The 23402-nt window shown below is 52.2% G+C and carries 24 protein-coding genes and 1 riboswitch; of the genes, 7 read left to right on the top strand and 17 right to left on the bottom strand.

Annotated features, from left to right (window positions below):
- Positions 1-211 precede the first annotated feature (211 nt).
- From rplL to AYI96_RS17015, 8 genes are all read right to left on the bottom strand, one after another.
- Positions 212-580 carry a 50S ribosomal protein L7/L12 gene (gene rplL, locus AYI96_RS17050; RefSeq protein ID WP_039034634.1) on the bottom strand — a complete coding sequence of 123 codons (369 nt, stop codon included), beginning with the start codon at positions 578-580 and terminating at the stop codon, positions 212-214.
- Between the two features lie 54 nt (positions 581-634).
- Positions 635-1135, bottom strand: coding sequence for a 50S ribosomal protein L10 (rplJ, locus tag AYI96_RS17045; protein WP_039034633.1), 501 nt, complete (start codon positions 1133-1135; stop codon positions 635-637).
- 262 nt (positions 1136-1397) lie between these two features.
- A complete protein-coding gene (gene rplA / locus AYI96_RS17040) occupies positions 1398-2099 on the bottom strand; it encodes a 50S ribosomal protein L1 (protein WP_039034632.1) in 702 nt (233 codons plus the stop codon).
- Positions 2100-2103: 4 nt separating this feature from the next.
- On the bottom strand, positions 2104-2532 hold the full coding sequence (rplK, locus tag AYI96_RS17035; RefSeq protein ID WP_039034631.1) for a 50S ribosomal protein L11: 429 nt from the start codon (positions 2530-2532) through the stop codon (positions 2104-2106).
- Between the two features lie 123 nt (positions 2533-2655).
- The gene (gene nusG, locus AYI96_RS17030; RefSeq protein ID WP_025012047.1) at positions 2656-3207 is read right to left on the bottom strand and encodes a transcription termination/antitermination protein NusG; all 552 of its coding nucleotides are present in this window, start codon (positions 3205-3207) and stop codon (positions 2656-2658) included.
- Positions 3208-3215: 8 nt separating this feature from the next.
- The gene (gene secE, locus AYI96_RS17025; RefSeq protein ID WP_039034630.1) at positions 3216-3596 is read right to left on the bottom strand and encodes a preprotein translocase subunit SecE; all 381 of its coding nucleotides are present in this window, start codon (positions 3594-3596) and stop codon (positions 3216-3218) included.
- 762 nt (positions 3597-4358) lie between these two features.
- Entirely contained in the window at positions 4359-4634 is a 276-nt protein-coding gene (locus AYI96_RS17020) for a GIY-YIG nuclease family protein (protein WP_144362047.1), read from the bottom strand.
- Positions 4631-6769: a S9 family peptidase gene (locus tag AYI96_RS17015; protein WP_409928948.1), complete on the bottom strand. Its 2139-nt coding sequence runs from the start codon at positions 6767-6769 to the stop codon at positions 4631-4633. Before AYI96_RS17015 ends, AYI96_RS17020 begins: the two co-directional genes overlap by 4 nt.
- Positions 6770-6973: 204 nt before the next feature.
- Positions 6974-7160, top strand: a riboswitch (FMN riboswitch).
- Between the two features lie 113 nt (positions 7161-7273).
- Here AYI96_RS17015 and ribB point away from each other — a divergent pair.
- Both ribB and AYI96_RS17005 read left to right on the top strand, forming a co-directional pair.
- A complete protein-coding gene (gene ribB, locus AYI96_RS17010) occupies positions 7274-7927 on the top strand; it encodes a 3,4-dihydroxy-2-butanone-4-phosphate synthase (RefSeq protein ID WP_039034627.1) in 654 nt (217 codons plus the stop codon).
- 259 nt (positions 7928-8186) lie between these two features.
- Entirely contained in the window at positions 8187-11384 is a 3198-nt protein-coding gene (locus AYI96_RS17005) for an EAL domain-containing protein (protein ID WP_039034626.1), read from the top strand.
- Positions 11385-11425: 41 nt separating this feature from the next.
- Here the strand turns inward: AYI96_RS17005 and ftnA are convergent, their stop codons facing one another.
- A complete protein-coding gene (gene ftnA, locus AYI96_RS17000) occupies positions 11426-11953 on the bottom strand; it encodes a non-heme ferritin (RefSeq protein ID WP_039034651.1) in 528 nt (175 codons plus the stop codon).
- Between the two features lie 274 nt (positions 11954-12227).
- Here ftnA and moeA point away from each other — a divergent pair, with 274 nt between their 5' ends.
- The gene (moeA, locus tag AYI96_RS16995) at positions 12228-13472 is read left to right on the top strand and encodes a molybdopterin molybdotransferase MoeA (protein ID WP_039034625.1); all 1245 of its coding nucleotides are present in this window, start codon (positions 12228-12230) and stop codon (positions 13470-13472) included.
- A 7-nt stretch (positions 13473-13479) separates the two neighbouring features.
- Positions 13480-14232: a molybdopterin-synthase adenylyltransferase MoeB gene (gene moeB, locus AYI96_RS16990; RefSeq protein ID WP_144362045.1), complete on the top strand. Its 753-nt coding sequence runs from the start codon at positions 13480-13482 to the stop codon at positions 14230-14232.
- A gap of 50 nt (positions 14233-14282) precedes the next feature.
- Here the strand turns inward: moeB and AYI96_RS16985 are convergent, their stop codons facing one another.
- Positions 14283-16112 carry a LamG-like jellyroll fold domain-containing protein gene (locus AYI96_RS16985; RefSeq protein WP_144362044.1) on the bottom strand — a complete coding sequence of 610 codons (1830 nt, stop codon included), beginning with the start codon at positions 16110-16112 and terminating at the stop codon, positions 14283-14285.
- Positions 16113-16384: 272 nt separating this feature from the next.
- Between AYI96_RS16985 and AYI96_RS16980 the strand changes: the two genes are divergently transcribed.
- Both AYI96_RS16980 and AYI96_RS16975 read left to right on the top strand, forming a co-directional pair.
- Positions 16385-17044, top strand: a complete 660-nt coding sequence (locus AYI96_RS16980) for a Bax inhibitor-1 family protein (RefSeq protein ID WP_144362043.1) — start codon at positions 16385-16387, stop codon at positions 17042-17044.
- 211 nt (positions 17045-17255) lie between these two features.
- Complete coding sequence (locus AYI96_RS16975; protein WP_101095073.1) at positions 17256-17765, top strand: M23 family metallopeptidase; 510 nt, start codon at positions 17256-17258, stop codon at positions 17763-17765.
- Here the strand turns inward: AYI96_RS16975 and AYI96_RS16970 are convergent.
- Positions 17734-18618: a LysR substrate-binding domain-containing protein gene (locus AYI96_RS16970; protein WP_144362042.1), complete on the bottom strand. Its 885-nt coding sequence runs from the start codon at positions 18616-18618 to the stop codon at positions 17734-17736. The two genes, AYI96_RS16975 and AYI96_RS16970, sit on opposite strands and share 32 nt — an antisense overlap.
- A 108-nt stretch (positions 18619-18726) precedes the next feature.
- On the opposite strand from AYI96_RS16970, the gene AYI96_RS16965 reads away from it, so the two are divergent.
- Complete coding sequence (locus AYI96_RS16965; protein ID WP_039034621.1) at positions 18727-19383, top strand: FMN-dependent NADH-azoreductase; 657 nt, start codon at positions 18727-18729, stop codon at positions 19381-19383.
- Positions 19384-19468: 85 nt separating this feature from the next.
- Here the strand turns inward: AYI96_RS16965 and AYI96_RS16960 are convergent, their stop codons facing one another.
- The 6 genes from AYI96_RS16960 to AYI96_RS16935 all read right to left on the bottom strand — a co-directional run bounded on the left by AYI96_RS16960 (position 19469) and on the right by AYI96_RS16935 (position 23368).
- Positions 19469-19636, bottom strand: a complete 168-nt coding sequence (locus tag AYI96_RS16960; protein ID WP_039034620.1) for a YqaE/Pmp3 family membrane protein — start codon at positions 19634-19636, stop codon at positions 19469-19471.
- Between the two features lie 116 nt (positions 19637-19752).
- Complete coding sequence (locus AYI96_RS16955) at positions 19753-20433, bottom strand: TIGR01621 family pseudouridine synthase (protein WP_039034619.1); 681 nt, start codon at positions 20431-20433, stop codon at positions 19753-19755.
- Positions 20434-20436: 3 nt separating this feature from the next.
- Positions 20437-21699: a sensor histidine kinase gene (locus AYI96_RS16950; protein ID WP_039034649.1), complete on the bottom strand. Its 1263-nt coding sequence runs from the start codon at positions 21697-21699 to the stop codon at positions 20437-20439.
- A gap of 49 nt (positions 21700-21748) precedes the next feature.
- Positions 21749-22426, bottom strand: coding sequence for a response regulator transcription factor (locus AYI96_RS16945; protein WP_039034618.1), 678 nt, complete (start codon positions 22424-22426; stop codon positions 21749-21751).
- A gap of 2 nt (positions 22427-22428) precedes the next feature.
- Positions 22429-22950 carry a PepSY domain-containing protein gene (locus AYI96_RS16940; protein WP_039034617.1) on the bottom strand — a complete coding sequence of 174 codons (522 nt, stop codon included), beginning with the start codon at positions 22948-22950 and terminating at the stop codon, positions 22429-22431.
- Positions 22951-23005: 55 nt separating this feature from the next.
- Positions 23006-23368, bottom strand: a complete 363-nt coding sequence (locus AYI96_RS16935; RefSeq protein ID WP_039034616.1) for a YgiW/YdeI family stress tolerance OB fold protein — start codon at positions 23366-23368, stop codon at positions 23006-23008.
- Between the last annotated feature and the right edge of the window lie 34 nt (positions 23369-23402).

The raw sequence follows: 23402 nt of genomic DNA, 5'->3' as shown, positions 1-23402 counted from the left end.
GTGACCAAGACTGAATCAACACAGTTAATCCAGCACGTTTGCCCATCACCGTTGATGGCAAGAACCTAACCAATAATCACTGCTAGGGACTGCAAAATCTGGCGACAAACGGTGAAAAAAATCGCCAACGCTTACAGCGCAAAAAAGGCCGACGGTCAAAAAACCGCCAGCCTCCACCCAATTGGCTTGGGTGATTGTAAGTCAGTATGACTTACTTGATCTCTACTTGAGCACCAGCTTCTTCAAGATCTTTCTTCAGAGCTTCAGCTTCTTCTTTAGAGACGCCTTCTTTAACAGCTACTGGAGCAGATTCAGCCATAGCTTTGGCTTCTTTCAGACCCAGACCTGTGGCACCACGTACAGCCTTGATCACAGCAACTTTGTTGTCACCGTGAGAAGTCATAACTACGTCGAACTCGGTTTTCTCTTCAGCAGCAGCAGCTTCACCAGCGCCGCCAGCAACTACTGCAGCAGCAGCAGATACGCCGAACTTCTCTTCCATAGCTTCGATCAGTTCAACAACTTCCATTACAGACATAGCTGCAAAGGCTTCAAGGATTTGGTCTTTAGTGATAGACATAACAAATGTTTCCTATTGTTCTGAATTCAATTCTGTTAAGCAGCCAGCTTGAGATTAAGCGGCTTCTTGTTTTTGATCGCGCAGAGCGGCCAGAGTACGAACGAACTTGCCAGCAGATGCTTCTTTCATAGTCATCATCAGCTGTGCCAGTGCTTCTTCGTAAGTTGGCAGTTTTGCCAAACGATCAATGTCAGCTGCAGGGATGAATTCCCCTTCAAAAGCTGCACCTTTAACTTCGAAAGCGGCTTGCTCTTTAGCAAAGTCTTTTAACAGACGAGCTGCAGCACCTGGGTGCTCGTTAGAGAAAGCAATCAAAGTTGGGCCAGAGAACACCTCTGTCAGACACTCAAAAGCAGTGCCTTCTACTGCGCGGCGAGCCAGAGTGTTACGTACTACACGTACATACACACCGTTTGCGCGAGCAGTCTTACGCAGAACTGTCATAGCACCTACAGTTACACCGCGTGAATCGGCGACAACTGCAGAAAGCGCACCTTTGGCAGCTTCGTTGACTTCAGCAACAATCGCTTTTTTGTCTTCGAGTCTTAATGCCATTGGCTTTACTCCTGGATTCTACCTGGGGGTTCCCCCAGTGTTTACCATACTGAATACAAACGTACTCAGTTACTTACGGTGCAGATAATCCAGCAGAAATAAATCTATCTGGGGCCTGACACCGTCTACGCAGGAAATTAAGTATTCCAGACGGTCAACACCTGCGGTCTTGGACGGAAACCCATCAGAGTGAAAACACCCGTCATAGGTTCCAACCCACAAAAGTGCGCGCATTATAGGCTAACACGCGCATTTTGTAAAATTAGCTAGCAGCGTCCAGAGTGTTCTGGTCGACAGCTACACCTGCACCCATAGTGGTGGAGATGCTTACCTTCTTCACATACTGACCTTTGGCTGCAGCAGGCTTAGCCTTTCTCAGTGCAGACAGCAGTGCTTCCAGGTTTTCTTTCAGTTGAACAGTTTCGAAGTCCACTTTACCGATAGTAGTGTGGATGATGCCGTTCTTGTCGTTACGGTAACGAACCTGACCTGCCTTGGCGTTCTTAACAGCTTCGGCAACGTTAGGAGTTACAGTACCGGTTTTAGGGTTAGGCATCAGGCCGCGTGGGCCCAGGATTTGACCCAGCATACCAACAACGCGCATAGCATCAGGAGATGCGATAACTACGTCGAAGTTCATTTCGCCGGCTTTCACCTGCTCAGCCAGATCTTCCATACCTACCAGTTCAGCACCAGCTTCTTTCGCAGCTTCGGCATTGGCACCTTGAGTGAATACAGCAACACGTACTTCACGACCGGTACCGTGTGGCAGCACAGTGGCACCACGAACGTTTTGGTCTGATTTACGAGGATCAACACCCAGGTTAACGGCAACGTCTACGCTCTCAACGAACTTGGCAGTAGCCAGTTCTTTCAGCAGAGCTACAGCTTCGTTGATGTCGTATGCTTTGGTTACGTCCACTTTCTCGCGGATGGTGCGCATGCGCTTAGTCAGCTTTGCCATTATATTAGTCCTCTACTACCAAACCCATGGAACGCGCAGTACCTTCGATTGAGCGAATCATCGCTTCAATGTCAGCACCAGTCATATCGGTTGCCTTGGTTTCAGCAATTTCCTGAACCTGGCTACGCTTGATAGTACCCACTTTCTCAGTGTTAGGACGGGCAGAACCTGACTTCAGGCCAGCGGCTTTCTTCAGCAAGAAGGCTGCAGGTGGAGTCTTGGTTTCGAAAGTGAATGAGCGATCATTGTAAACAGTGATCACTACTGGAATTGGCATACCTTTTTCGAACTTTTCAGTACGAGCGTTGAATGCTTTACAGAATTCCATGATGTTCACACCTTTCTGACCCAGAGCTGGACCAACTGGTGGAGACGGGTTTGCAGCACCGGCTGCTACTTGCAGCTTGATGTAAGCTTCAATTTTCTTTGCCATCTGACATTTCCTCAGTTTGGGTTCAAACGCTCAGGCAACATGCCTTGAGCTCCCCGAAAACAACGGGTGCGGATTATATAGAAATCCGCACCCGTTGCCAAACGGATTTTGTATTTTATTTAATCAGGATTTTTCAACCTGATTAAAGTCCAACTCAACCGGAGTTGAGCGGCCGAAGATCATCACAGACACCTTAACGCGGTTCTTGTCATAATCCACTTCCTCAACAGTACCGTTGAAGTCGGCAAATGGACCATCGGTAACCCGAACCACTTCGCCGGGTTCGAACATAACGCGATGAGTCGGAGAATCAGTCGTCTCCTGCAAGCGACGCAGGATAGCCTCGGCTTCCTTATCAGAAATAGGTGCTGGGCGATCAGATGTGCCACCAATAAAGCCCATCACTCGAGGAATACTCTTCACCAAGTGCCAGCTTTGATCGTTCATTTCCATCTGTACCAGCACATAACCGGGGAAAAACTTACGCTCACTCTTGCGGCGTTGGCCGGCACGCATTTCCACGACTTCTTCGGTAGGAACCAGTACTTCGCCGAAGAACTCTTCCATACCATGCATCTTGATGTGTTCAAGCAAAGACTTACATACACGGCCTTCATAACCGGAAAAAGCCTGAACCACATACCATCTTTTCTTAGCTTCTTTAGCTTCAGTCATTCTAGTGCCTATACGCCAGTAATAAAGTTGACAATGCGCAGCAATACCGCATCCAATCCCCAAAGGATCAAGGCCAGGATACCTGTCGCAGCCAGTACGATAAAGGTGGTATTCAACGCCTCTTGGCGAGTAGGCCATACAACTTTGCGCACTTCGATTTGTGACTCACGGGCAAAGGCCAAGGCTTGCTTACCCTTAATCGTTTGCAGGGCTATAAAACCTGCAATAGCAAATACGACAACCACACCCGCTGCGCGGATTGGCAGAGTGAAGATTTCACTGTCGTTGTACATCTGGTTGCCAACAATCGCTGCAGCCACCAGTAGTATAGCTACTACCCACTTTACGATATCCAGAGAGTTGCCCTGGTTTTCAGTATTTGTTGTCATCGGTTAATTCCGTTACTCATTACGACCTGAGCCTAGGGACAGCTGAGTAAGTTTAAGGCTTAATTCAGCGCCAGCCCGCTTTCGAACTCGCCCCTGACGAGAATTCTCCGGCTCAGGGCACAAAAATCGGCCATAGATTGTATTCTTAATCAACTTTGTTATCAAGGATACACAGGGCGAAACCAAGAGAAAGGCGGACTCTTTGTGTCAGTTAACCAAAAAGCACAGTTAAGCGCCTTGATGCCAAGAACCAAATCCAAGACCAATACTTTTCCCAAAAAGGCTCGAAAATCAATTCGTCCGCTCGGAAACAATAACCTACCGAGTTTTCTATCTGTTTGAGAGTGTGACATCAAGCATGCGCCTGGTTTCCTGTTTGCCTCAATAACCCACCTTTAAATGGACCACTTTAAGAGCCGGTTTGAGTGTCCAGCGGACACCTGAATAGCCAAATCGGTCACTTTTTAAGAAAAGAGGACACTAGTGCGGACACTTACTGCAAGGTGGGCGCAAGAATAACAAATATAAACAATGTGTTATTGCTTTGGCATGTTTTCTGCTTTATCTAGCTGAGTAGCGAAACAGCCGTCGACTGGCGTTGTGGAACTCGCCGGCCGCGGCTCTTTGTCACTATCTTGCTGATGGGCCATCGCCGATGAGCCATCACCCCCTCCTTGGGGACCCTCTTCCCGACCGCAGGAAGCGCCCGCTGTAATGGCCCGGCCATTGGCGCTCCTGCTCCTTTTTCTTTTTTAAGGTCACTCACCCCGGCATAACTGCGGACTTGGCAATCAAACTCAGTTTGGCGCGCTTACTCAGCTTTTTTACCGCCATCTCCCGCCGCAGGGCATCACCGTGGCCACTAATCTCTTCACGATAAACGAGTTGCAAAGGCCCGCGACCACGCAGATATTTGGCGGCTTTGGGGCCGCCACTCTGATGCTCCTGCAGGCGCCGGGTCACATCCTTGGTGATCCCTGTGTACAGCTCGCCCCCGGCGCAGCGCAGGATATACAGCTGCCAGTTATCACCACTCATTCCAGTCCCAACAGGCCGAGGAAGAAGGCATATTCCAGCGCGGTATCTTCAAATTGCCGGAAACGTCCGCTCTTGCCGCCATGGCCGGCCTCCATATCCGTCTGTAACAGCAGCAGATTGTCGTCCGTCTTATAATCCCTGAGTTTGGCCACCCACTTGGCTGGCTCAAAATACTGCACCTGAGAATCGTGCAGCCCTGTGGTCACCAACAGATGCGGGTAGGCCTGATGGCGAATGTTGTCATAAGGCGAGTAGCTCAGCATGTAGTCAAAGTAGGGCTTGTCATTGGGGTTGCCCCACTCATCATATTCATTGGTCGTCAGTGGAATCGACTCATCGAGCATGGTGGTGACTATATCCACAAAGGGCACATGGGCGGCCACCGCCAGGTAAAGATCCGGAGCCTGATTGACCACGGCACCCATCAATAAACCACCGGCACTGCCTCCGGCGGCAACCACTTTGCCGGGTGCGGCATAACCCAGGTCCAAAAGTGCTCGGGTAGTGTCCTCAAAGTCATTGAAACTGTTTCGTTTATTAAACAGCCTGCCATCATCGTACCAAGGCCTGCCGAGCATCTCTCCACCCCGGACATGGGCAATGGCATAAACCACGCCGCGATCCAGCAGGCTGAGAACAGAGGCATCGAAATCCGGCTCTATGATATGGCCGTAAGCACCATAACCGTATTGATACAGTGGGTTACTACCGTCTTTACGGAACTTGTCCTTGCGATACACCAAAGTCACGGGCACCTGGGCACCATCACGTGCCGGGATCAACAAGCGCTCGGCCTGATAGTTGCCGGGCTCGAAATCCCCCAATACCTTTTCCTGTTTGAGCAGTTTACGCTCACCCGGCTTATCCAGTTGATAACTGTAAATACTCTCGGGGGTAGTCGGGCTCGAGTAATATAACCTCAGTTCGCGACTGTGCTGGCTGGGATTGATATCCAGACCAACCACATAGGCCGGGTCATCAAAGGCCAATTCATAGCCGCGGCTGAGATCTGTATGGGGATAGACCTTGATATGGCTCAGCCCCTGGCTGCGGCTCTGTACTATCAGATAATCGTCCAGCAATAACAGATCTTCGAGGCGCACCTCGGGATCATGGGCCAGCACCTGCTGCCACTTGCGCTTATCGCCGGCATCGGCAGCCGTGGTTTTCATCAGCCTGAAATTGGTCGCCTGCCAGTTGCTGAGGATGAAGAATTCATCTCCACGCTTGGCGATGCTGTATTCGTGGCCCTTTTCCCGTGGCAGAAACGCCCGGAACTCGCCGAGCGGGGCGTTGGCATCGAGCAGGGAAACTTCACTGGTCGTGGTGCTCTCGTGGTGCAATACAATCAGGGATTCATCCAGACTCTTGCCGAGGGAGATATAGAAGGTATCGTCCTGCTCTTCATAAACCAGCAGATCCTCGCTCTGGGGGCTTCCCAGCTTGTGCCGGAAAACCTGGTATCCCAGCAGGGTCTGTGGGTCTTTGGCGATATAGAACACATAACGGTTGTCATTGCTCCAGACCACCCGTCCATCAACGCCCGTCAGCTTGTCGGCAAGCAGTTCCCCGGTGGCAAGATCTTTAAAATAGACGCTGTAAATACGGCGGCTGAGGGTATCCTCGGCGAAGGCCAGTATCTGCTCATCCGGGCTGACAGACACTCCGCCCAGGGCGTAAAACTCCTGCCCCTCGGCACGCAGGTTAACATCAAGCAGCAACTGCTCTTCACCATTGAGCTCACGGCTTCTGGCGATCACCGGATACTCCAGCCCGGCCTCGAAACGGCGGTAATACCAATGGTTATGCCAGCGATATGGCACACTGCTCTCATCCTGCTCCAGCCTGGAGATCAGCTCTTTAAACAGTTTCTGTTTCAGCGGCTCCCAAGGCTTAAGACGTGCGGCGGTATAGGCGTTTTCCCGTTCCAGATAGTCGATAACGTCCGGGGCCTGACGCTCATCGTCACGCAGCCAATAATAGTCGTCTGTCCTGGTCACACCGTGAAGGCTCATGGTGTGGGGACGTTTTTCGGCAACCGGTGCCACCAGCTTATTTTCTGAATTCATTCCACTGCATCCGCACAGCCACAAGGCTGTGCCTAAAACCAACATCAGGGATCCTGCTCGACTCATCACTCTTCCTTAAAGCGTTAATATCTGCGGCCTACTCCCTCGACTACAGGCCGCCTGCATATAGTGACGCCGACCGGCGCCAACGGCAAGCCCTGCCACCTAAGCCTTGATATCAAAGTTGCCGGCAGAAAATGTGACCCTGTCCGCTTGTCATTTGTATATTACAAGCGCATGCTGTTGCCGCCTGTTATATACAAATGACGGGTAAATTCTCAGGGCGGGGTGAAATTCCCCACCGGCGGTAAATCGTGTCAGCGACATGAAAGCCCGCGAGCGCCCGCCAGATTTTGGCGGGGTCAGCAGATCTGGTGTCATCACATCCTAGCGTGACTATTCCAGAGCCGACGGTGTTGCCATTTAGATGGCTCAGTCCGGATGAAAGAGAATCAGATTGCCGCCAGGCGATCCGCTTAGTGATATGTCTCTGCCAATGGCAGAGACACCGCTATTCCTTTCTTTGCCCTGATTCTGGAAAACCCAAGCCGTAATTTAAGGATTTTTACCATGAATCAGTCATTATTAGCGCCTTTTGGCACCCCAATTAAAAGAGTCGAAACCGCCCTCGAAGCATTGCGTCAAGGCCGCGGTGTTTTGGTGGTCGACGATGAAGACAGAGAAAACGAAGGCGACCTAATCTTTGCCGCCGAGAGCTTGACCAACGCCCAGATGGCGATGCTGATCCGCGAATGCAGCGGCATTGTCTGTCTCTGCCTTACCGACGAGAAAATCAAGGCTCTGCAGTTACCGCCCATGGTGGAAAACAACTCCAGCCAGTTCGGCACCGCCTTTACCGTAAGCATTGAGGCCAAAGTCGGAGTCACGACCGGGGTTTCCGCTGCCGACCGGGTGACCACTATCAAGACCGCCATTGCCGACAACGCCAAACCGGAAGACCTGGCCCGCCCTGGGCACGTCTATCCGCTGCGGGCTCAACCCGGTGGTGTGATGACCCGCCGCGGTCACACCGAGGGCACTGTGGACTTGATGCAACTGGCTGGCCTAAAACCCGCCGGAGTGCTGTGCGAAGTAACCAACCCGGATGGCACCATGGCCAGACTGCCACAAATCATTGCTTTTGGCGCCCAACACAACCTGCCGGTTCTCTCCATCGAGGATATTGTCAGTTATCGCGAATCTCTGCTGGCCAACGCAGGCTAATAAACCAGCACTCCCTAACTATTTGATCAAAAGCGGCTACATAGCCGCTTTTGTTTTAAACAAACCGGCAAACTAGGTTACAACAAGGCTTACATTAACCCTCCTCTTTTTAAGGTTTATTTTCGTGACCTAGATTAGAAATCCTTGAATAACGGGTCGCCCCCTGATAGGCAATGTGTTACTTATCGAGAGTTATTGCCTGTATCCCAATAGCTTACAGGCAGGTCTTTATCAGTTAGGATTTCGAGGAGAGCCATAGGTGTTAAGCCAACTGAGCCTAAAGCGCAAATTACTCTTGTTTGCCTTAGTGCCTGTTTTGGTTCTCAGCCTACTGGGTTGTGTACGTTTATTTGAACTGCTGCATAACTATCGTTTGGCCAACCAAAGTTATCATGCCGTCGAGGTAGGACGTCGTCTGGCCGATCTCATCTATGAATTGCAGCAGGAACGGGGTCTCAGCGCCGCTTATATCGCCTGCGATGGTAAGTGCTTTGCCGATAGTCTCCAGATGCAGCAGCAGCGAGTATCGGCACAGATAACCGCCCTGCAAAACTCTCCCCACTTATTGCAACTTACTGAACAACTGTCTTCTGCAGCCCAGCACCTACTACAAACCAAGCTGGAAGCTCTGCGGCTCGGCAAGCAGGCGCTGGAAAATAACCGGCGCGAACTCTTGAGTCGCAATGAAAGCGACGCACTGAATTTCTATTCCGACTTCAACTACGAACTCCTGTTGGGTATTGCCAATCTGCAATCCCTGTCGAGCAATGTGCAACAGGCCAGAGCCTATGCCGATCTGGCTGCACTGTTGCGGATTCAGGAGTTGGCGGTGCGTGAGCGCGGCCTGATCAACGGCATGCTGCTGAAACGTCAGTTTGATACCGACAGTTATGAACAGCTGTTGGCATTAATAACAGAGCAAGATCAGAGCATAGATCTGTTCCGCGCCAGTGCCATAGCGGAACACAAACAACGCCTGGAAGCTATGCTGCAGGACAATAAGAGCCAGGCATTGAATAACGTCAGGGAACAACTGCGCCAACAAGATGCCATAACGCGTCAGGCGCACAAGTTCAGCTCCCAGCTGGGTTATGGCGGCCTATTGCATGAATTTAAAAACTTTCTTCTTCGGGGAGAAAGCAGATACCAACAAGACTTCTATATCAAACTTGAGTCCCTGGAACAGATCCTCAATAAACTAAGCTCAAACTGGGTGCTCTCTAGTACACAACAACAGGCGATTGCCCAAATCAGGGACAAACTCAACGAATATCGCCACAAGATGCAGCTGATAGCATCCATGCAAAGCCGGGGGGCCAAGGTGAAAGAGATAGACTCCCTGGTACAGATTTCCGACGATCAAATGCTCAATGCTCTGAAGGCCCTGACCCAACCCAAGCCCCCTGTGACTCCCGAAGTCTGGTGGCTGTTGGCCAGTGAAAGGATCCGCCAAATGGATGCCATAGCCGACAGTGTTTCCGATGATATTCTCAATCTTTCCAACGCTCAGCGCGCCCAGTCGCTGCGCCTTATCGCCCTCTATCTCCTTTCAGCCGCCATCACTATCGGCCTGCTATTGCTCCTGGGCAGGGCCCTGAGTCACAACCTACTCAGGCGCATCTACGCCATAGCCGACAACATGCGCTTGATGAGTAAAGATCCCAACCTGGATCTGGATATCAAGGTCGAGGGCAAGGATGAATTGGCCGATATGGCCAAGGCACTGGGTCAAATGCTTAATGAAAGGCAAAAATCCTATCAACAGTTGAAACAGGCCGCGGCGGTATTCGACTACTCAGGCGAAGGGATTGTCATCACGGATGCCAATAACCGTATTGAATTGGTCAACCCGGCATTCAGCCGTATTACCGGTTACAAGCTGAAAGAGGTCAAGGGCAAGAATCCTTCAATACTCAACTCCTGTCGCCACGATGATGCCTTCTTCAGGGAGATGTGGGACAGCCTGCTGACCAATAACAAATGGGAAGGTGAGATCTGGAATAAGCGCAAAGACGGTGAAATTTATCCTGAGTATCTGGCTATCACCTTGGTGCGAGACGATAACAATAACATACTCAAACACATAGGTTTGTTTGTCGATATCAGCCATCGGAAAAAGTATGAACAAGACATCTGGTATCAGGCCCATTTCGATATTCTGACCAAGCTGCCCAATCGTAAGATGTTCAACGAGCGACTGCACCACGAGCTGTTACAGGCCCGTATCCATGGTCACAAGCTGGCGATTCTATTGATCGATCTCGACAGATTCAAATATATCAATGATGTACTGGGCCACAAACGCGGTGATCTACTGTTACAACAGGTGGCAAGAAGATTGGAATCACTCCCGGATGAACAAAAATTTGTCGCCCGCCTAGGGGGCGATGAATTTGCCGTGATCCTGCCGCACTATAAGAATGATGCCGCCCTGACAGCCGTAGCCGACAGAGTAAAAGCCCTATTCAGCAATAGCTTCGATATCGATGGTCAGGACACCTTGATCTCGGTCAGCTTTGGTATAGGTGTCTATCCCGAGGACGGCGATGATATAGATGCCCTGACCCGCAACACAGAAACCGCCATGTACAGCGCCAAAGACAACGGCCGCGACAACTACCAGTATTTCACTCCCAGCATGAACGCCAGCATGCTGGAGCGCTTGCAGTTGGAGCAACGTCTCAGAAGCGCCGTGTTACATCAAGCGTTTTGCTTGCATTATCAGCCCATAGTCTCAATGGAAACCGGCCAAATCACTTCTGTCGAAGCTTTGATACGTTGGAATGACCCCGAATATGGCTGGGTTTCGCCGGAGAAATTCATTCCTATCGCAGAGAACAGCGGCCTGATAGAACCTATAGGCGAATGGGTACTGGAACAAGCACTGAAAGACCTAAGCCAATGGCATGCCAAGGGAATTGAGCTGGATATGGCAATCAATGTCTCCAGCCGCCAATGTATCAATGTCAGTGGGGTACGCTTCGACTCCTTGCTGACTGACGCCATCAAACGTCACGCCATAGCGCCGGAGAGACTGCATATAGAGATCACCGAATCCATGTTGCTGGATGACAGTCCCCATTGTCTGGAAGTGCTCAACAGCATTCGCCAACTCGGGGTGACGATTCATATGGATGATTTTGGAACCGGCTTCTCCTCGTTGAGCTATCTGCGCAAGTTCCCTATCTCTGTGATCAAAATCGACAAGAGTTTTGTCGATAATGCCTTGGTGAATGAGGCAGATGCCAGCCTGGTGCGGGCAATAGTCATGATGGGCAAGAGCCTGGACTTGCAACTGGTGGCAGAGGGCATAGAGACCCGCGCGCAATGGATCTTGCTCAAGTCCATGGGCTGTGATTTTGGCCAGGGCTATCTACTTTCAAGACCACTGCCGGCCAAGAGCCTGACGCCAATCCTAGCTCAGGGTGAAACTTTCATCCGTCAACTTCTGGCATAAAAAAGCAGCCTTGAGGCTGCTCTTGTCATCGCTGGATAGCCTTAAGCCATCTGTGCATTCATTACTGTCTCGCCACCTTCGCTCGCCAATTGCATCAGATCCTTGTCCACCAGGAACAGCGCCTTGCCATCCTCGCCCACCAGACGGATCTTATCGACTATCGACTTGAACAGCTTCTCTTCTTCGTGCTGCTCGGCCACATACCATTGCAGGAAATTGAAGGTGGAATAGTCTTGAGTCGTGAAGGCGGTATGAGCCAATGCATTGATCTTGCTGGTGATCAGCTGTTCGTGCTCGTAAGTGTACTCGAACAGGGACAGCAGGGATTCAAAGTCGGCTTTGGGCGCTTCAATGGCTCCCAGCAGAGGCATGCCACCGGTTTCACTGACATAGGTGAACAGGCGACGCATATGCTGCATCTCTTCATCAGCATGATCCCGCAGGAACTTGGCCGCGCCTTCAAAGCCCTTGTCTTCACACCAAGCGCTCATCTGCAGATACAGGTTGGAGGAAAAAAACTCCATATTGATCTGCTCGTTCAACTTATCAATCATGGCTTGTGCCAACATATCCTTGCCTCTCATTTCGGGTATCTGTTTCATGGGCGCTATTGTTATCAAGGGACACAACAAATGCAAGAATCTTTACCTAACGCAATGATTTATAATGAAAACACTTTTCATTTAACTTGAATTATCATTTGCTATTTGCCGCAATCCGCTGACTGTAAAAGGAAAAGTCTACGCCCAGTGCACGAAAACTGGCATGCAGATCATAGTCATCCACTTTCAGCGTGGCATAATAGCCAACCAGGTTCAGTAATAGCTCAAATAAGGTTGCTCTATGTCCAAGCCGCAAGACGTCTGTGCCCATCCAGGGCTGATGCACCCGGATCTCGCTCTGCCCCTGCTACTCGAGCAGGTCACCCCGTTGGAAGATACCGAAACCGTGCAACTGTCGGATTCTCTGGGACGGGTACTGGCAGAAGACTTGGCCAGCAGCATAGACTTGCCCCCGTTCGATAACTCGGCGATGGACGGCTACGCCTATCGTTATGCCGACCTGCCCGAGAAGGCCAGCCTGAAATTACTGGGTAGCTCCTTTGCCGGCCACCCTTTTGAAGGCCAGTATCAACCCGGCGGCTGTGTTCGCATCATGACTGGCGCTCCAGTGCCTGCTGGCTTTGATACAGTGCAGATGCAGGAAAAAACCGAGGCCAATGGCGAGCAGATCACCATAGAACCTTGCAAGCAGGCCGGAGACAATGTGCGTGGCCGCGGCGAAGAGCTGCTGGCCGGCACCAAGGTCCTCAGGGCTGGCACTCTGATAGGTGCCGCCGAAATGGGGGTGATGGCCACCATAGGGATCAGCAGCCTTAGAGTGATCCGCAAGGTTAAAATCGCTTTCTTCTCCACAGGTGATGAATTGCGCCCAGTGGGTTCAGAGTTGGCGCCCGGGCAGATCTACGACTCCAACCGCTACTCGATTCAGGGCCTGCTCAGCCGCGCCGGTGTCGAGTGGCAGGATCTTGGGGTGATTGCGGATGATCCTGAGGCTATCCGTCAGGCGTTTCGCAACGCCTCAGCCAGCGCCGATATGGTGATCACCTCAGGTGGTGTCTCGGTCGGTGAGGCCGACTTCACCAAGCAGATCCTCGATGAGGAAGGCAAAATAAGCTTCTGGAAACTGGCGATCAAGCCGGGCAAACCCTTTGCCCTCGGCCACATAGGCAAGGCAGTGTTCTGCGGTCTGCCGGGCAACCCGGTTTCATCCATGGTGACTTTCTACAAGCTGGTGTGGCCTTTACTGCATAAACTGCAGGGGCTGCCACAACCAACCCCGCTACTATTGGATGCTAAATTGACCGCCCCTATACGTAAACAGCCAGGACGGGTGGAATACCAGCGCGGTATTCTGAGCCGCAACCAGGATGGAGAACTGGAAGTGGCGGTCACCGGCTCACAGGGTTCAGGCATGCTGACCTCCATGAGCCTGGCTAACTGTTTTATTATTCTGGAGCAGATGCAGGGCGACACACCTGCTGGTACCAGAGTCACGGTTGAACCCTTTAACAGCGTGCTGTGCTGAGGCCGATATGAGCGACGAGATACTCACAGATGCCGAGATGTTGCGCTACAGCCGGCAGATCTCCATCAAGGCAATGGACATTGAAGGGCAGGAGAAGCTCAAACAGGCCAAGGTGCTAATGATAGGTGCCGGTGGCCTAGGCTGCGCTGCCGGTCAGTATCTGACTGTAGCCGGGGTCGGCAAGTTGACCCTGGTGGACTTCGATACTGTCGAACTGTCCAATCTGCAGCGCCAGGTACTGCACCAGGATGACAATATAGGCCAGCCCAAGGTGGAATCGGCCAAAGAGAGCCTGAGTGCGCTCAATCCCCATGTGCAGATAAATGCCATCAATGGGGTGTTGGATGATCCCGAATTGGATCAACTGGTTGCCGAGCACCATCTGGTGCTGGACTGCACCGACAATGTTGCGGTGCGCGAACAGCTCAATCGCAGCTGTTTTCGGCATAAGGTGCCCTTAGTGTCTGCCGCTGCCATCCGTATGGAAGGGGTGATCTCCGTCTTCGGCTATCAGCAACAAATGCCTTGTTACCACTGTTTCAGCAGCCTGTTCGGCGAGCAGCAGCTCAGCTGTGTCGAGTCGGGCATTTTAGCGCCGGTAGTTGGTATGATGGGCTGCCTGCAAGCAGTAGAAGCCATCAAGGTGATCAGTGGTATTGGCAAACCACTCTATGGTCGTTTGCTGATGTTCGATGCCATGACCATGGAGTTTCGCGAGATGAAGCTGCCGCAGATCTCCAACTGTCCCGTCTGCGGTTGAACAGATATAACAAGAGGCTGCCTGGGCAGCCTCTTTAATTTTCAGTATTTTTACTTGGCGTTAAGCCAGTCAGACTCAGGCAATACCCTGTCGACAATCCGGATCTCGGCAATATCACCGCGGAACAGATCGGCCACCTCACCGTCCCAACTGGAGGCCCCCACCATCCATTCACCGCCGGGAATACTCACCAGCCCATGCTGCTCGGCTTCGGCGGTACGCATTACCCTGGAGTTATCCACATACATGGTGGCGTATTGGCCGTCATTGACTATAGCCACGTGATACCAATAATCCCTGTCCACTTCCCATGACCAATTACTAGGCCCCACGCCATTGCTGGAGGTGGAGATCCACTGGAACTCCTTGAGACTGGAAGCAGTCAACGCCAGCGAAGGATCGCCGCCGCCACAATCCAGCTTATGGTGTTCACACACCTGGCTCTGGCTGGGTTTATGAGCAAAGACTGCGCCCCAGGCATTTTCCGATGCCTGCCATTCTGGTGCCAGGCGCACTATCATCTCTATGGTGTACTGCGGCAGAACACCCGCCTGACCATCGGCAGAAACCAGCGTCGGTGCCTGGCTGGAGAGATAATAGCCGCCCTGGGTATTGCCGCCCTTGAAACGAGCCGCCCCAGTGGCGTGGCCAAAGCCAGGAGCTTCATCGAGCAGTTCAAACAATTGCTCCTGAGTGCCACTGCTGCTCCCCTTGGCCTTGAGGCTCAAGGTATTGCCGCGCCCGGATAGATCCATAAACTGCACCTTGGTCGGATCTGTGCTGGTTAACTTGTGCTCAGCATCGAATATCCAGTAAGCGAGTGTTCCTTCAAGCTTACCCGGGCCTTCGGTTTCCACTTCCTGATTCAGCTTGGCAAAACGTTTTTCAAAGTCCAGCGGCTGTTCAAACTCCCAGCGTTGCAGCACATCCTGCGGCTGCCTCTCTGCATCCGGAATGGCGGCTACCCAAGGTGAGAATGAACGGAACTGCAACCGCTTGTTGGCTTCATCGAAACTCACCAGTTGCAGCATACCGTTGCCACCCCAGAATCCCGATTGATAGTCCACCAAGATCATGACCACATCGCGGCCATAGCGGTTCTTGGCCACCATCTTGGCCTCACCATGGTGATGGCCGTTAAAGGTGAGGAAGATCTGGTCATTGTCTTTGATCAACTTGTCCCACAGCATGGCGCCATTGTCGGTAAATATGGCGCTATTGCCATCATCGGCCACATTTAATAACTGATGGGTAGTGAGTATGGTTGGTGTTTCCGGGTGAGCATCCAATACCGACTGTGCCCAGGCGATACTGGCCGCCGAGGTACGCCAATCGAGCGCCAGCAACAGATACTCGCGCTCACCGCCCTTGAAGAGGTGATAACTGTTGAAGCCGGTGGCATCCGCCCCCTGGAAACTGGCAAAGTTATTTTGCTGCAAAGACGCCGGGAAATGCTTGAGGAAAGGCTCTGCCGCCAGGCTTCTGTCGCTGTCGAGGTTGCTGTTGATATCAACCCCGGACTGACGGTAAGCCAGCACATCATGGTTACCCGCCAATATGCTGTATGGGGTGGCTGGATTGGCCTCCAAAATGCTCATGGCCGCGCGGGCATTGAGCCATTCCTGCTCTGAGTCAGGCAGGTCAACCACATCCCCCAGATGCGCCGTAAAAACGATATTTTGTTGCTGGTAGTTATCGGCAATCCATTGAGTTTGAGCGTTGTAGCGCTCGGGATTATAGCGGGAGTACTTCTGGGTATCGGGCATGACCACCAGAGTATAACTCTCGGCTGCGGCTTGAGTGCCACTGTCGCTGTCTGAGTTACACCCGGTCAGGCCAAGCACGGCGCCCAGAACCAGTGCTCCAATTGAGTAACGCATTAAATCTCTCCAGTTCAGGCTAGTAAGAAAGTCTGAATTTAAACAAGGACAGATGAAGCAAAATAAATACTTTTATTTCAAAATCATTAAGTTACAACAAAACATCAAAACAAACATATTGGCAACATAAGTCACTATTGCAGCAAGTGCTTGATGGTTGGAAAATGTCGTACAGAGTTTTGGGTGATAGCGGCTTGTTGAGCTTAATATTTTTCTATATTGTGTGGCGCTTTCATCTCGCCTGACATCCACAAACAAGGAAATTTCCCACTATGGACAATAGCCTGCGACGCAACTTTGGCACAGATAAGGGCCAGATCAGTGCCGGCAAATACAACCTGGTCGTTGGCCTGACCCTGATCTGGGGTTTTGTGGTCAACTATCTGATGGTGTTGAATATCGATCCCGCAATCATCGCCACGATTCCAATCTGGTTGTTCTTTATCGGCTACTTCGTCTGCTGTATGGCAGGCGTCTATCTGTTTGAAACGTCAAAGATGCCTGCCGTCAGCTTTCTCGGCTACAACCTGGTCGTTATTCCCTTCGGCCTGATAATTAACCTGGTGGTCAGCAGCTATGACCCAACTCTGGTGTTGGAGGCACTGCGGATAACGACTATCGTGACTCTGGCAATGATGATATTGGGCACCCTATTTCCCGCCTTTTTTGCCCGCATAGCCGGCGCCCTGGCCATAGCCCTGCTGTTGGTGATCATTGTCGAACTGGTGGAACTATTTATCTTCAAGAGCCATCACGGCATTACCGACTGGATAGTGGTATTGATCTTCTGCGGCTACATTGGCTATGACTGGGGCCGAGCCAACGCCAAGGAAAAGACGGTCGACAACGCCATCGACAGCGCCGCCGCGCTTTATATGGATATCATCAACCTGTTCCTGCGGATCCTGAGCATTCTGGGAAGAAGAAATTAACCCATGCGTTTACTCTTGCTGTTGCTGCTGTCTATGGCTTTTTTGCTCTCTGAACGGTGATAGAATTCCCGGACGCAAGCCAAGTGTAAAGCTCCAGAACCAGGATAGGTTTTGCATCTAAGCGCTATCTTGTTCGGTTCGTGATGAACCAAAGCTCGATAGCGCGAATAACGATCTGCTTTCAATTTTGAAGCTAAGGAAGGTGTCGGCAATGAAGAAACGTTATGGCTTTATCCTGCTGCTACTGCTGATCTTTGTCGGTGCCCTGATCCCGGAAACCCCACAGGTGCCGGTTCACCAAGCCAGCGCCAAAGACTGGCATAAAGACAGTTTCTGGTATTATCCCTGGGGCACCTCAGGGGTACACAAGGGCATAGACATCTTCGCCGCCCGCGGCACTCAAGTGCAGGCCCCGACGCCCATGTTGCGCCTCTATCAAGGGGAGTGGCGTCTCGGCGGCAAGGTGGTGCTGGCCTTGGGGCCAGGCTGGAAGTTGCATTATTTCGCCCATCTGGACAGCCTGGAGCCGAACGGTCTATATCTACCTCAGGGCAGCAAACTGGGCACAGTCGGCGACTCGGGCAATGCCAAAGGCAAGCCGCCCCATCTGCACTACAGCATAGTCAGCCTGATGCCCATGCCTTGGTTGATGGATGACGCGCCCCAGGGATACAAGAAGGCGTTTTATCTCAATCCTGTGACCTATCTGGCTCCCCGCTGAGTGCCTGCTGCCTGAGCCATTCGAGAAACACCCTGACTCTGTGGCTCTGCTCGCGGCCGGGAGCCGGCAGCAGCCGATAACTGAGTCCAGGCAACACCTTGCCCGGCAAGCAAGGTTTCAACCAACCCCGCTCCACCAAAGAGGCCACCAGCACAGAACTGGCAAGCGCCAGGCCTTCACCGGCCAGAGCGGCCTGCACCAGGTGATCCTCCTGGGTAAACTCCAGCAATCTGGCACCCTTGAACTCGTGATAGGTCTGTTGCCATTGCAGCCAATCGAGCCCGTCGAGAGCCGGATTCTGCCAACGGGTCTGCAACAGCGTCACCTGAGGTTGCTTGCTCTTGAGATAACCGGGACTGGCGTAAATGCCGAACGTCTCACTGAACAGCACCTCTTCGCCTTCTGCCGCTTTGCCGTAGCGTATGCAGAGATCTGTCTCACCCAGAGGGTCGCTAGGCTGCAGCCCCTCATTGCTGCTGACCGACACCCGAATATCGGGGAAACGCTGCTGAAAGTCCGGCAAGCGCTGCGCCAGCCATAGGGCGGCAAAGCCATGGGTAGTGGAAACTCTCAGCTGGTTTGGTGTCACGCCCAAACGTTCAATCCCCTGGGCTATGCCGAGCAAGGCCTGGCGACAGGATTCTGCCAACTCGGCTCCGGCCGGTGTCAGTGATACCGCCCGGGTCTGGCGGATAAACAAGCGGGTGTCCAGCTGAGTCTCGAGATTTCTTATCTGATGGGAAACGGCAGTCGGAGTCAGGCTCAACTCCTCCGCAGCCAGCTTGAAGCTCAGATGCCTGGCGGCGGCTTCGAACACTCTCAAGTTATTCAGTGTGGGTAAATGGGCAAACATTGCGATCAAATAAGTGAATTTTACTCATCTATAAGTGAGAAATGACCCTTTGTCAACTCGAGCGGTATTCCAGATAGTTATGCCCTGAGCAAACAAACGGAGAAAGTGATGAAAACCCTTTTAAGAATAGATGCCAGCGCGAGAAGAACCGACAATGACAAGCCCAGCTATAATTCGATTTCCAAGTCGTTGGCGCAGCTATTTTGCGATCACTGGCAAGCCCAAAATAATCTATCCGAATTCATCTATCGTGATCTGGGTGACCAAGTACCGCCGGCCATCACCCAAGATTGGATTGCCGCCGTATTCACTCCGGAGGAACACCAAAGTACAGAGCAGCAACGGCTGCTGGCACTGTCGGACTGCCTTATCGACGAGCTGCAGCGGGCCGATATCATTCTGATCTCAACGCCCATGTACAACTATGGCATGCCGGCGGCACTCAAGGCCTGGTTTGATCAGGTCATACGCATCAACCGCACATTCAGCTTCGACTTAAAGCGCGGCGATTTTCCGCTGCGGCCGATACTCAGCGGCAAAAAACTGGTTTTGGTTTACTCCTGCGGCGAGTTTGGCTTTGGCGAAGAGGGGATCCGCGCCGGAATGAATCACCTGAGTCCTCATATCAAGACCCTGAGCCACTATCTGGGGGTGGAGCAGTTTTATGAAGTGCGCAGCGAATATCAGGAGTTTGCCGACGAGCGCCATCGGGCTTCCATCAAAGCGGCCAGCGCCTCACTGACGGAGCTGGCCCTAAAAATTTAGCAATCAAACCACTGCATTTAAGAAGCTAAAGCCCGGATTGGCCGCGAACAAAGACCAGCCAATGCCGCTGTCTCAGCGTTTGTTCTCAGTCCTTGGTTACCACCCAGAGTGCATGCAGCAATCCGGGGAACCAGAAGAACAGACAGAGAATGATATTGATCAGCAGGTCTTTACCGGCACCGGCTTTGAGAAATACCGCCACCGGCGGCAATAAAATGGCGATGATGACGAGCAAGAGTTTATTGGTATCCATGGTATGACTCCTGGCGAGGAATTAAAGGGACAACCCATTTAACTTGGCAGCATGATGCCCAGCTTGCAACCTTTTCTCTTTCCCCGAGAGTGAACCTAAATGTCAACTACCAGTATTTATTTGCGCTTGGGCCAGTGCAAATCCCAGGGTTGCTTAAGCTTTTGCAACTGACTCAAAACGCCCGACTGCATAAAAGCCTCGCCCTGCGATGGTAAACTCAGGTATCTGAGCACTTGCCCGTGCCATTCAAACTCCAGCGCATAAGCGTGCAGGTAGCCACGGTCGGCATCAACAGCGCTGCCGCCATAGAGAGTATCCCCCAGAATCGGCACTCCCAGGCTGGAAAGCGCTACCCTCAGCTGATGGGTCTTGCCGCTGTGAGGCTTGAGCAGGTACAGGCGCAGCCCCTCGGCGACCGACCAGGAAAAGAACTGGGTAACGGCCGGGTTATCGGTGGAACGCAGCAGTTTATACTGGCTACGGCGGGACTTGGCCATATCACCTATGATCCAACCCTGTTTCTTACCCGGTTTACCCTTGGCCAACGCCAAATAATATTTCTGCACCTTGTGTTCACTGAACATGCGGGTAAATTCGGCCGCCGCCTCGGATGAACGGGCCAACAGCAATAGGCCGGAGGTCAAGGTATCTAGCCTATGTACGGGATAGAGCTTATAACCCAATTTTCGCTCGGCACTGGCCACTAAACCTGCCTCACCGTGCTGGCTGTGAAAATGAACCCCGGGCCGCTTGTCCAGCAGGATAAAGTCGGGCTCTGTGGCTATCACTGAATACATGGGTTAAACCTGAAATGTGACTATGACCCTAAGGCCGGGGTGGTTATCCTGCAGCGAAATACTGGCGTTGTGCCGCGAAAGAATCGCCTTGACCATAGAAAGCCCCAAGCCGGTGCCTTGCTTATGACGGCTGGGATCCAGCCGCACCAGCCGCTCGAAGACCCGCTCACGCTCCGCTTCCGGGATCCCGGGGCCATTGTCGCTGATGATGACTTGGTTGGCTTGCTGCAAAATGGTGATACAGGCTCCCTCGCCTGCATAGCGAATGGCGTTGTCGACCAGATTGAACAGCGCCTGGAACAAGAGGTGCTTGTCGCCTGTGATAGGGCAATCCTCACTGGTTTCCAGCTTGAGTTGTTGCTCTTGTGCCTCGGCCAATACATCGGCCATATCCAGCAGATCGTGACACATCTGCTGCAAGCTGAAGCTCTCCAGCTCCAGTTGTTGTTGCCCTTCTTCAATACGGGTCAGCGACAACATGGCGTTGAAGGTCGCCAAGCAGTGATCCAGCTTTTCGATCAAGATGGCGCTGCGTTCAGGGAGTTCCTCTGCCGGATACTGCGGCAACTGCTCCAACCCTATCCTCAGGTGCGAAAGAGGAGTTCGCAGGTCATGGGCGATATTGTCTGTCACCCCGCGCACGGCGGCAAGGTTGCGTTCCAGGGTATCCAACACTCGGTTGAATTGGCGCGCCAGCATATCGAATTCATCACTGTTGCGACTCACAGGCAAGCGGGTGTTGTAGTAACCTCGCTCTATGCGTTCACTCAAGCGGTTGTATTGCACCAGACGCCTGAGCAGCGCCTTGGAAAACAGATACCCCATAGCCAGCGTCAGTACCACTGTCAGCATCACAGCGGTGGCTGCCGCGCTGAGAAACTTTTCGATCAAGGTCGCCAAGTGGTCGGTACGGGTGGCGATCAGCACAGGGCCATAGCGTGTCATTACCACGCCACCGGTGAGAATATGCAGCTTATCCGGGCCACCGGTAAGGATGGGGAAATCGCGGGTTTTCGGCAGCAGCGGCATATTGTCCGGCATAAAGGTCAACGCCCCGACCATATCCGGGCTACCCTGCCAGGCAATCAGTGCCGTTTGCGGATCAGCGGCATGAATTTGCGCCGCAAAGCTGCGCTTATCTACGCTCAAGGCCAGTTGCTGGTAACGCTGCGCCTCCGATGCCAGATGCTTCTCAACCTGAGACTGTTGTTCGGTTACCAGCTGTTGATAGAGGGCAAACAGTAACGCGCCGATGATCAGAGTCACCAGCACAGAGAAGAAGATGGTGATACGCCATACGCTGCTCTGATACGGCTTAATGGCTTTGGCGGAGACGATAACCAGCCCCTCTTATGGTTTCAATCAGCTCGCCATGCCCCAACTCTTCGAACTTACGTCTCAGCTTGGCGATATGCACATCAATAACATTGGTTCTGGGGTCAAAGTGGTAGTCCCATACGGCTTCAAACAGCAGGGTGCGGCTGATCACCTGATTGGCATGTTCCATCAGGTACTTGAGCAGCTGGAACTCCTTGGGTTGCAGCATTAGTTCAGTGCCGTCCAGGGTCACTTTACGGGTCAGTAACTCCATCTCCAATAAACCCACCTTGAGCTCTGTTTTAGCCGGCAGTGACTGGCCACGCAACATCAGTTTCTCAGCCCGTACCAGCAGCTCGGAGAAGGCGAACGGCTTGGTCATATAGTCGTCACCACCGGCTCGCAGTCCCTTGACCCTCTCGTCAACGTGACTGAGTGCCGAGAGGATCAACACCGGGGTTTGATTACCGGTGGCCCGAAGTGCCGCCAAAACCTTGAGACCATCGAGCCCGGGTAACATACGATCCAGGATCACCAAGTCGTATTGACTACTGGTCGCCAGCAGCAACCCCTGATGGCCATCGGCCGCAGTTTCAATGTTGTGTCCCTGCTCCAGAAAGCCCTTGACGATATAATCCTGAGTGGTTACGTCATCTTCGACCAGTAATATCTTCATTGTCAGTCCCATTTCAGTAGAGGCAATGGCCGCTGTTTTTCAATATCAAACGCCAGCTTATGCTTGCCTCGTTCATCCATTACTTTCAGCTCCAGGTAAGCAATCCCCAGATCTTTGTCCAACTGAGCCTCCAGCAGATGAGCCTTACTGTTTTGCATCGCCATTGCCACCAGTTGGGAAAAACTGAGCTTTTTCTGCACCAAGAGTTTGACCGCGGCCAACTCGGCCATATCGTCAGCCTCCAGACGATCGACTTTGCGTTTGAGGATCTCGCCGCTACCGGCGAGTATATCCAGCTCAGTGGTAGTGTGATCATCCGGGTTTATTAAGTCAATTTCATAGACCAGGACCCCATTATCCACATCGGTTTCAAACTCGACGATCACCCCGGGAAACTGGGACTCAATACGCTGCATCAGCTCTATAGGTTGAATACGGTCATTATCATTCAACAATTCCAGCAGCGAGGGAGCCGCGACTGCCACCGAAGAAAACAGCACCAGCCCCGCCAATAAACGTCTCATTTTGCCTCCATCCGAGCGCTGGCACCGAAGGCCAGCTACTCATACAAGCCAAGATTCATTTCGCAGTGTCACCAATCAAAGTGATACTTTCAATTTCAACTTCATTGCCGTTCCACTCCTTGTCAACCTCGCCGGTCAGTTTCACCAGAGTGCTTTCTTTCACATCGGCATTGATATTGCGCCACAGCTTATGGTCGATTTCGACTTTAACCTCGCCGGAATCATCACGGAACAGATAAGTTTCGTCGCCCAGACTCTTCACCAGGTAACCTGTCAGCTCAACCAGGGTATCGTCCTTGGCCTGCTCGACCTGAGACGCTGTAATGACCCGATTTTCGACTCCCGGCCCGGTATAGGCCGCAAGAGCAGCACCACTGCAGAGTGAGGATAATACCAGTAAATATGCCAACTTTTGCATCTTGTTTCTCTCCTGAGGTTGTTTCAATGGCTGC

The sequence above is a fragment of the Shewanella sp. MSW genome (assembly GCF_007636515.1).
GTDB lineage: Bacteria > Pseudomonadota > Gammaproteobacteria > Enterobacterales > Shewanellaceae > Shewanella > Shewanella indica.
The sequence above is the reverse complement of the archived record's forward strand: the minus strand, read 5'-3'. Positions and strand labels throughout refer to the sequence as shown.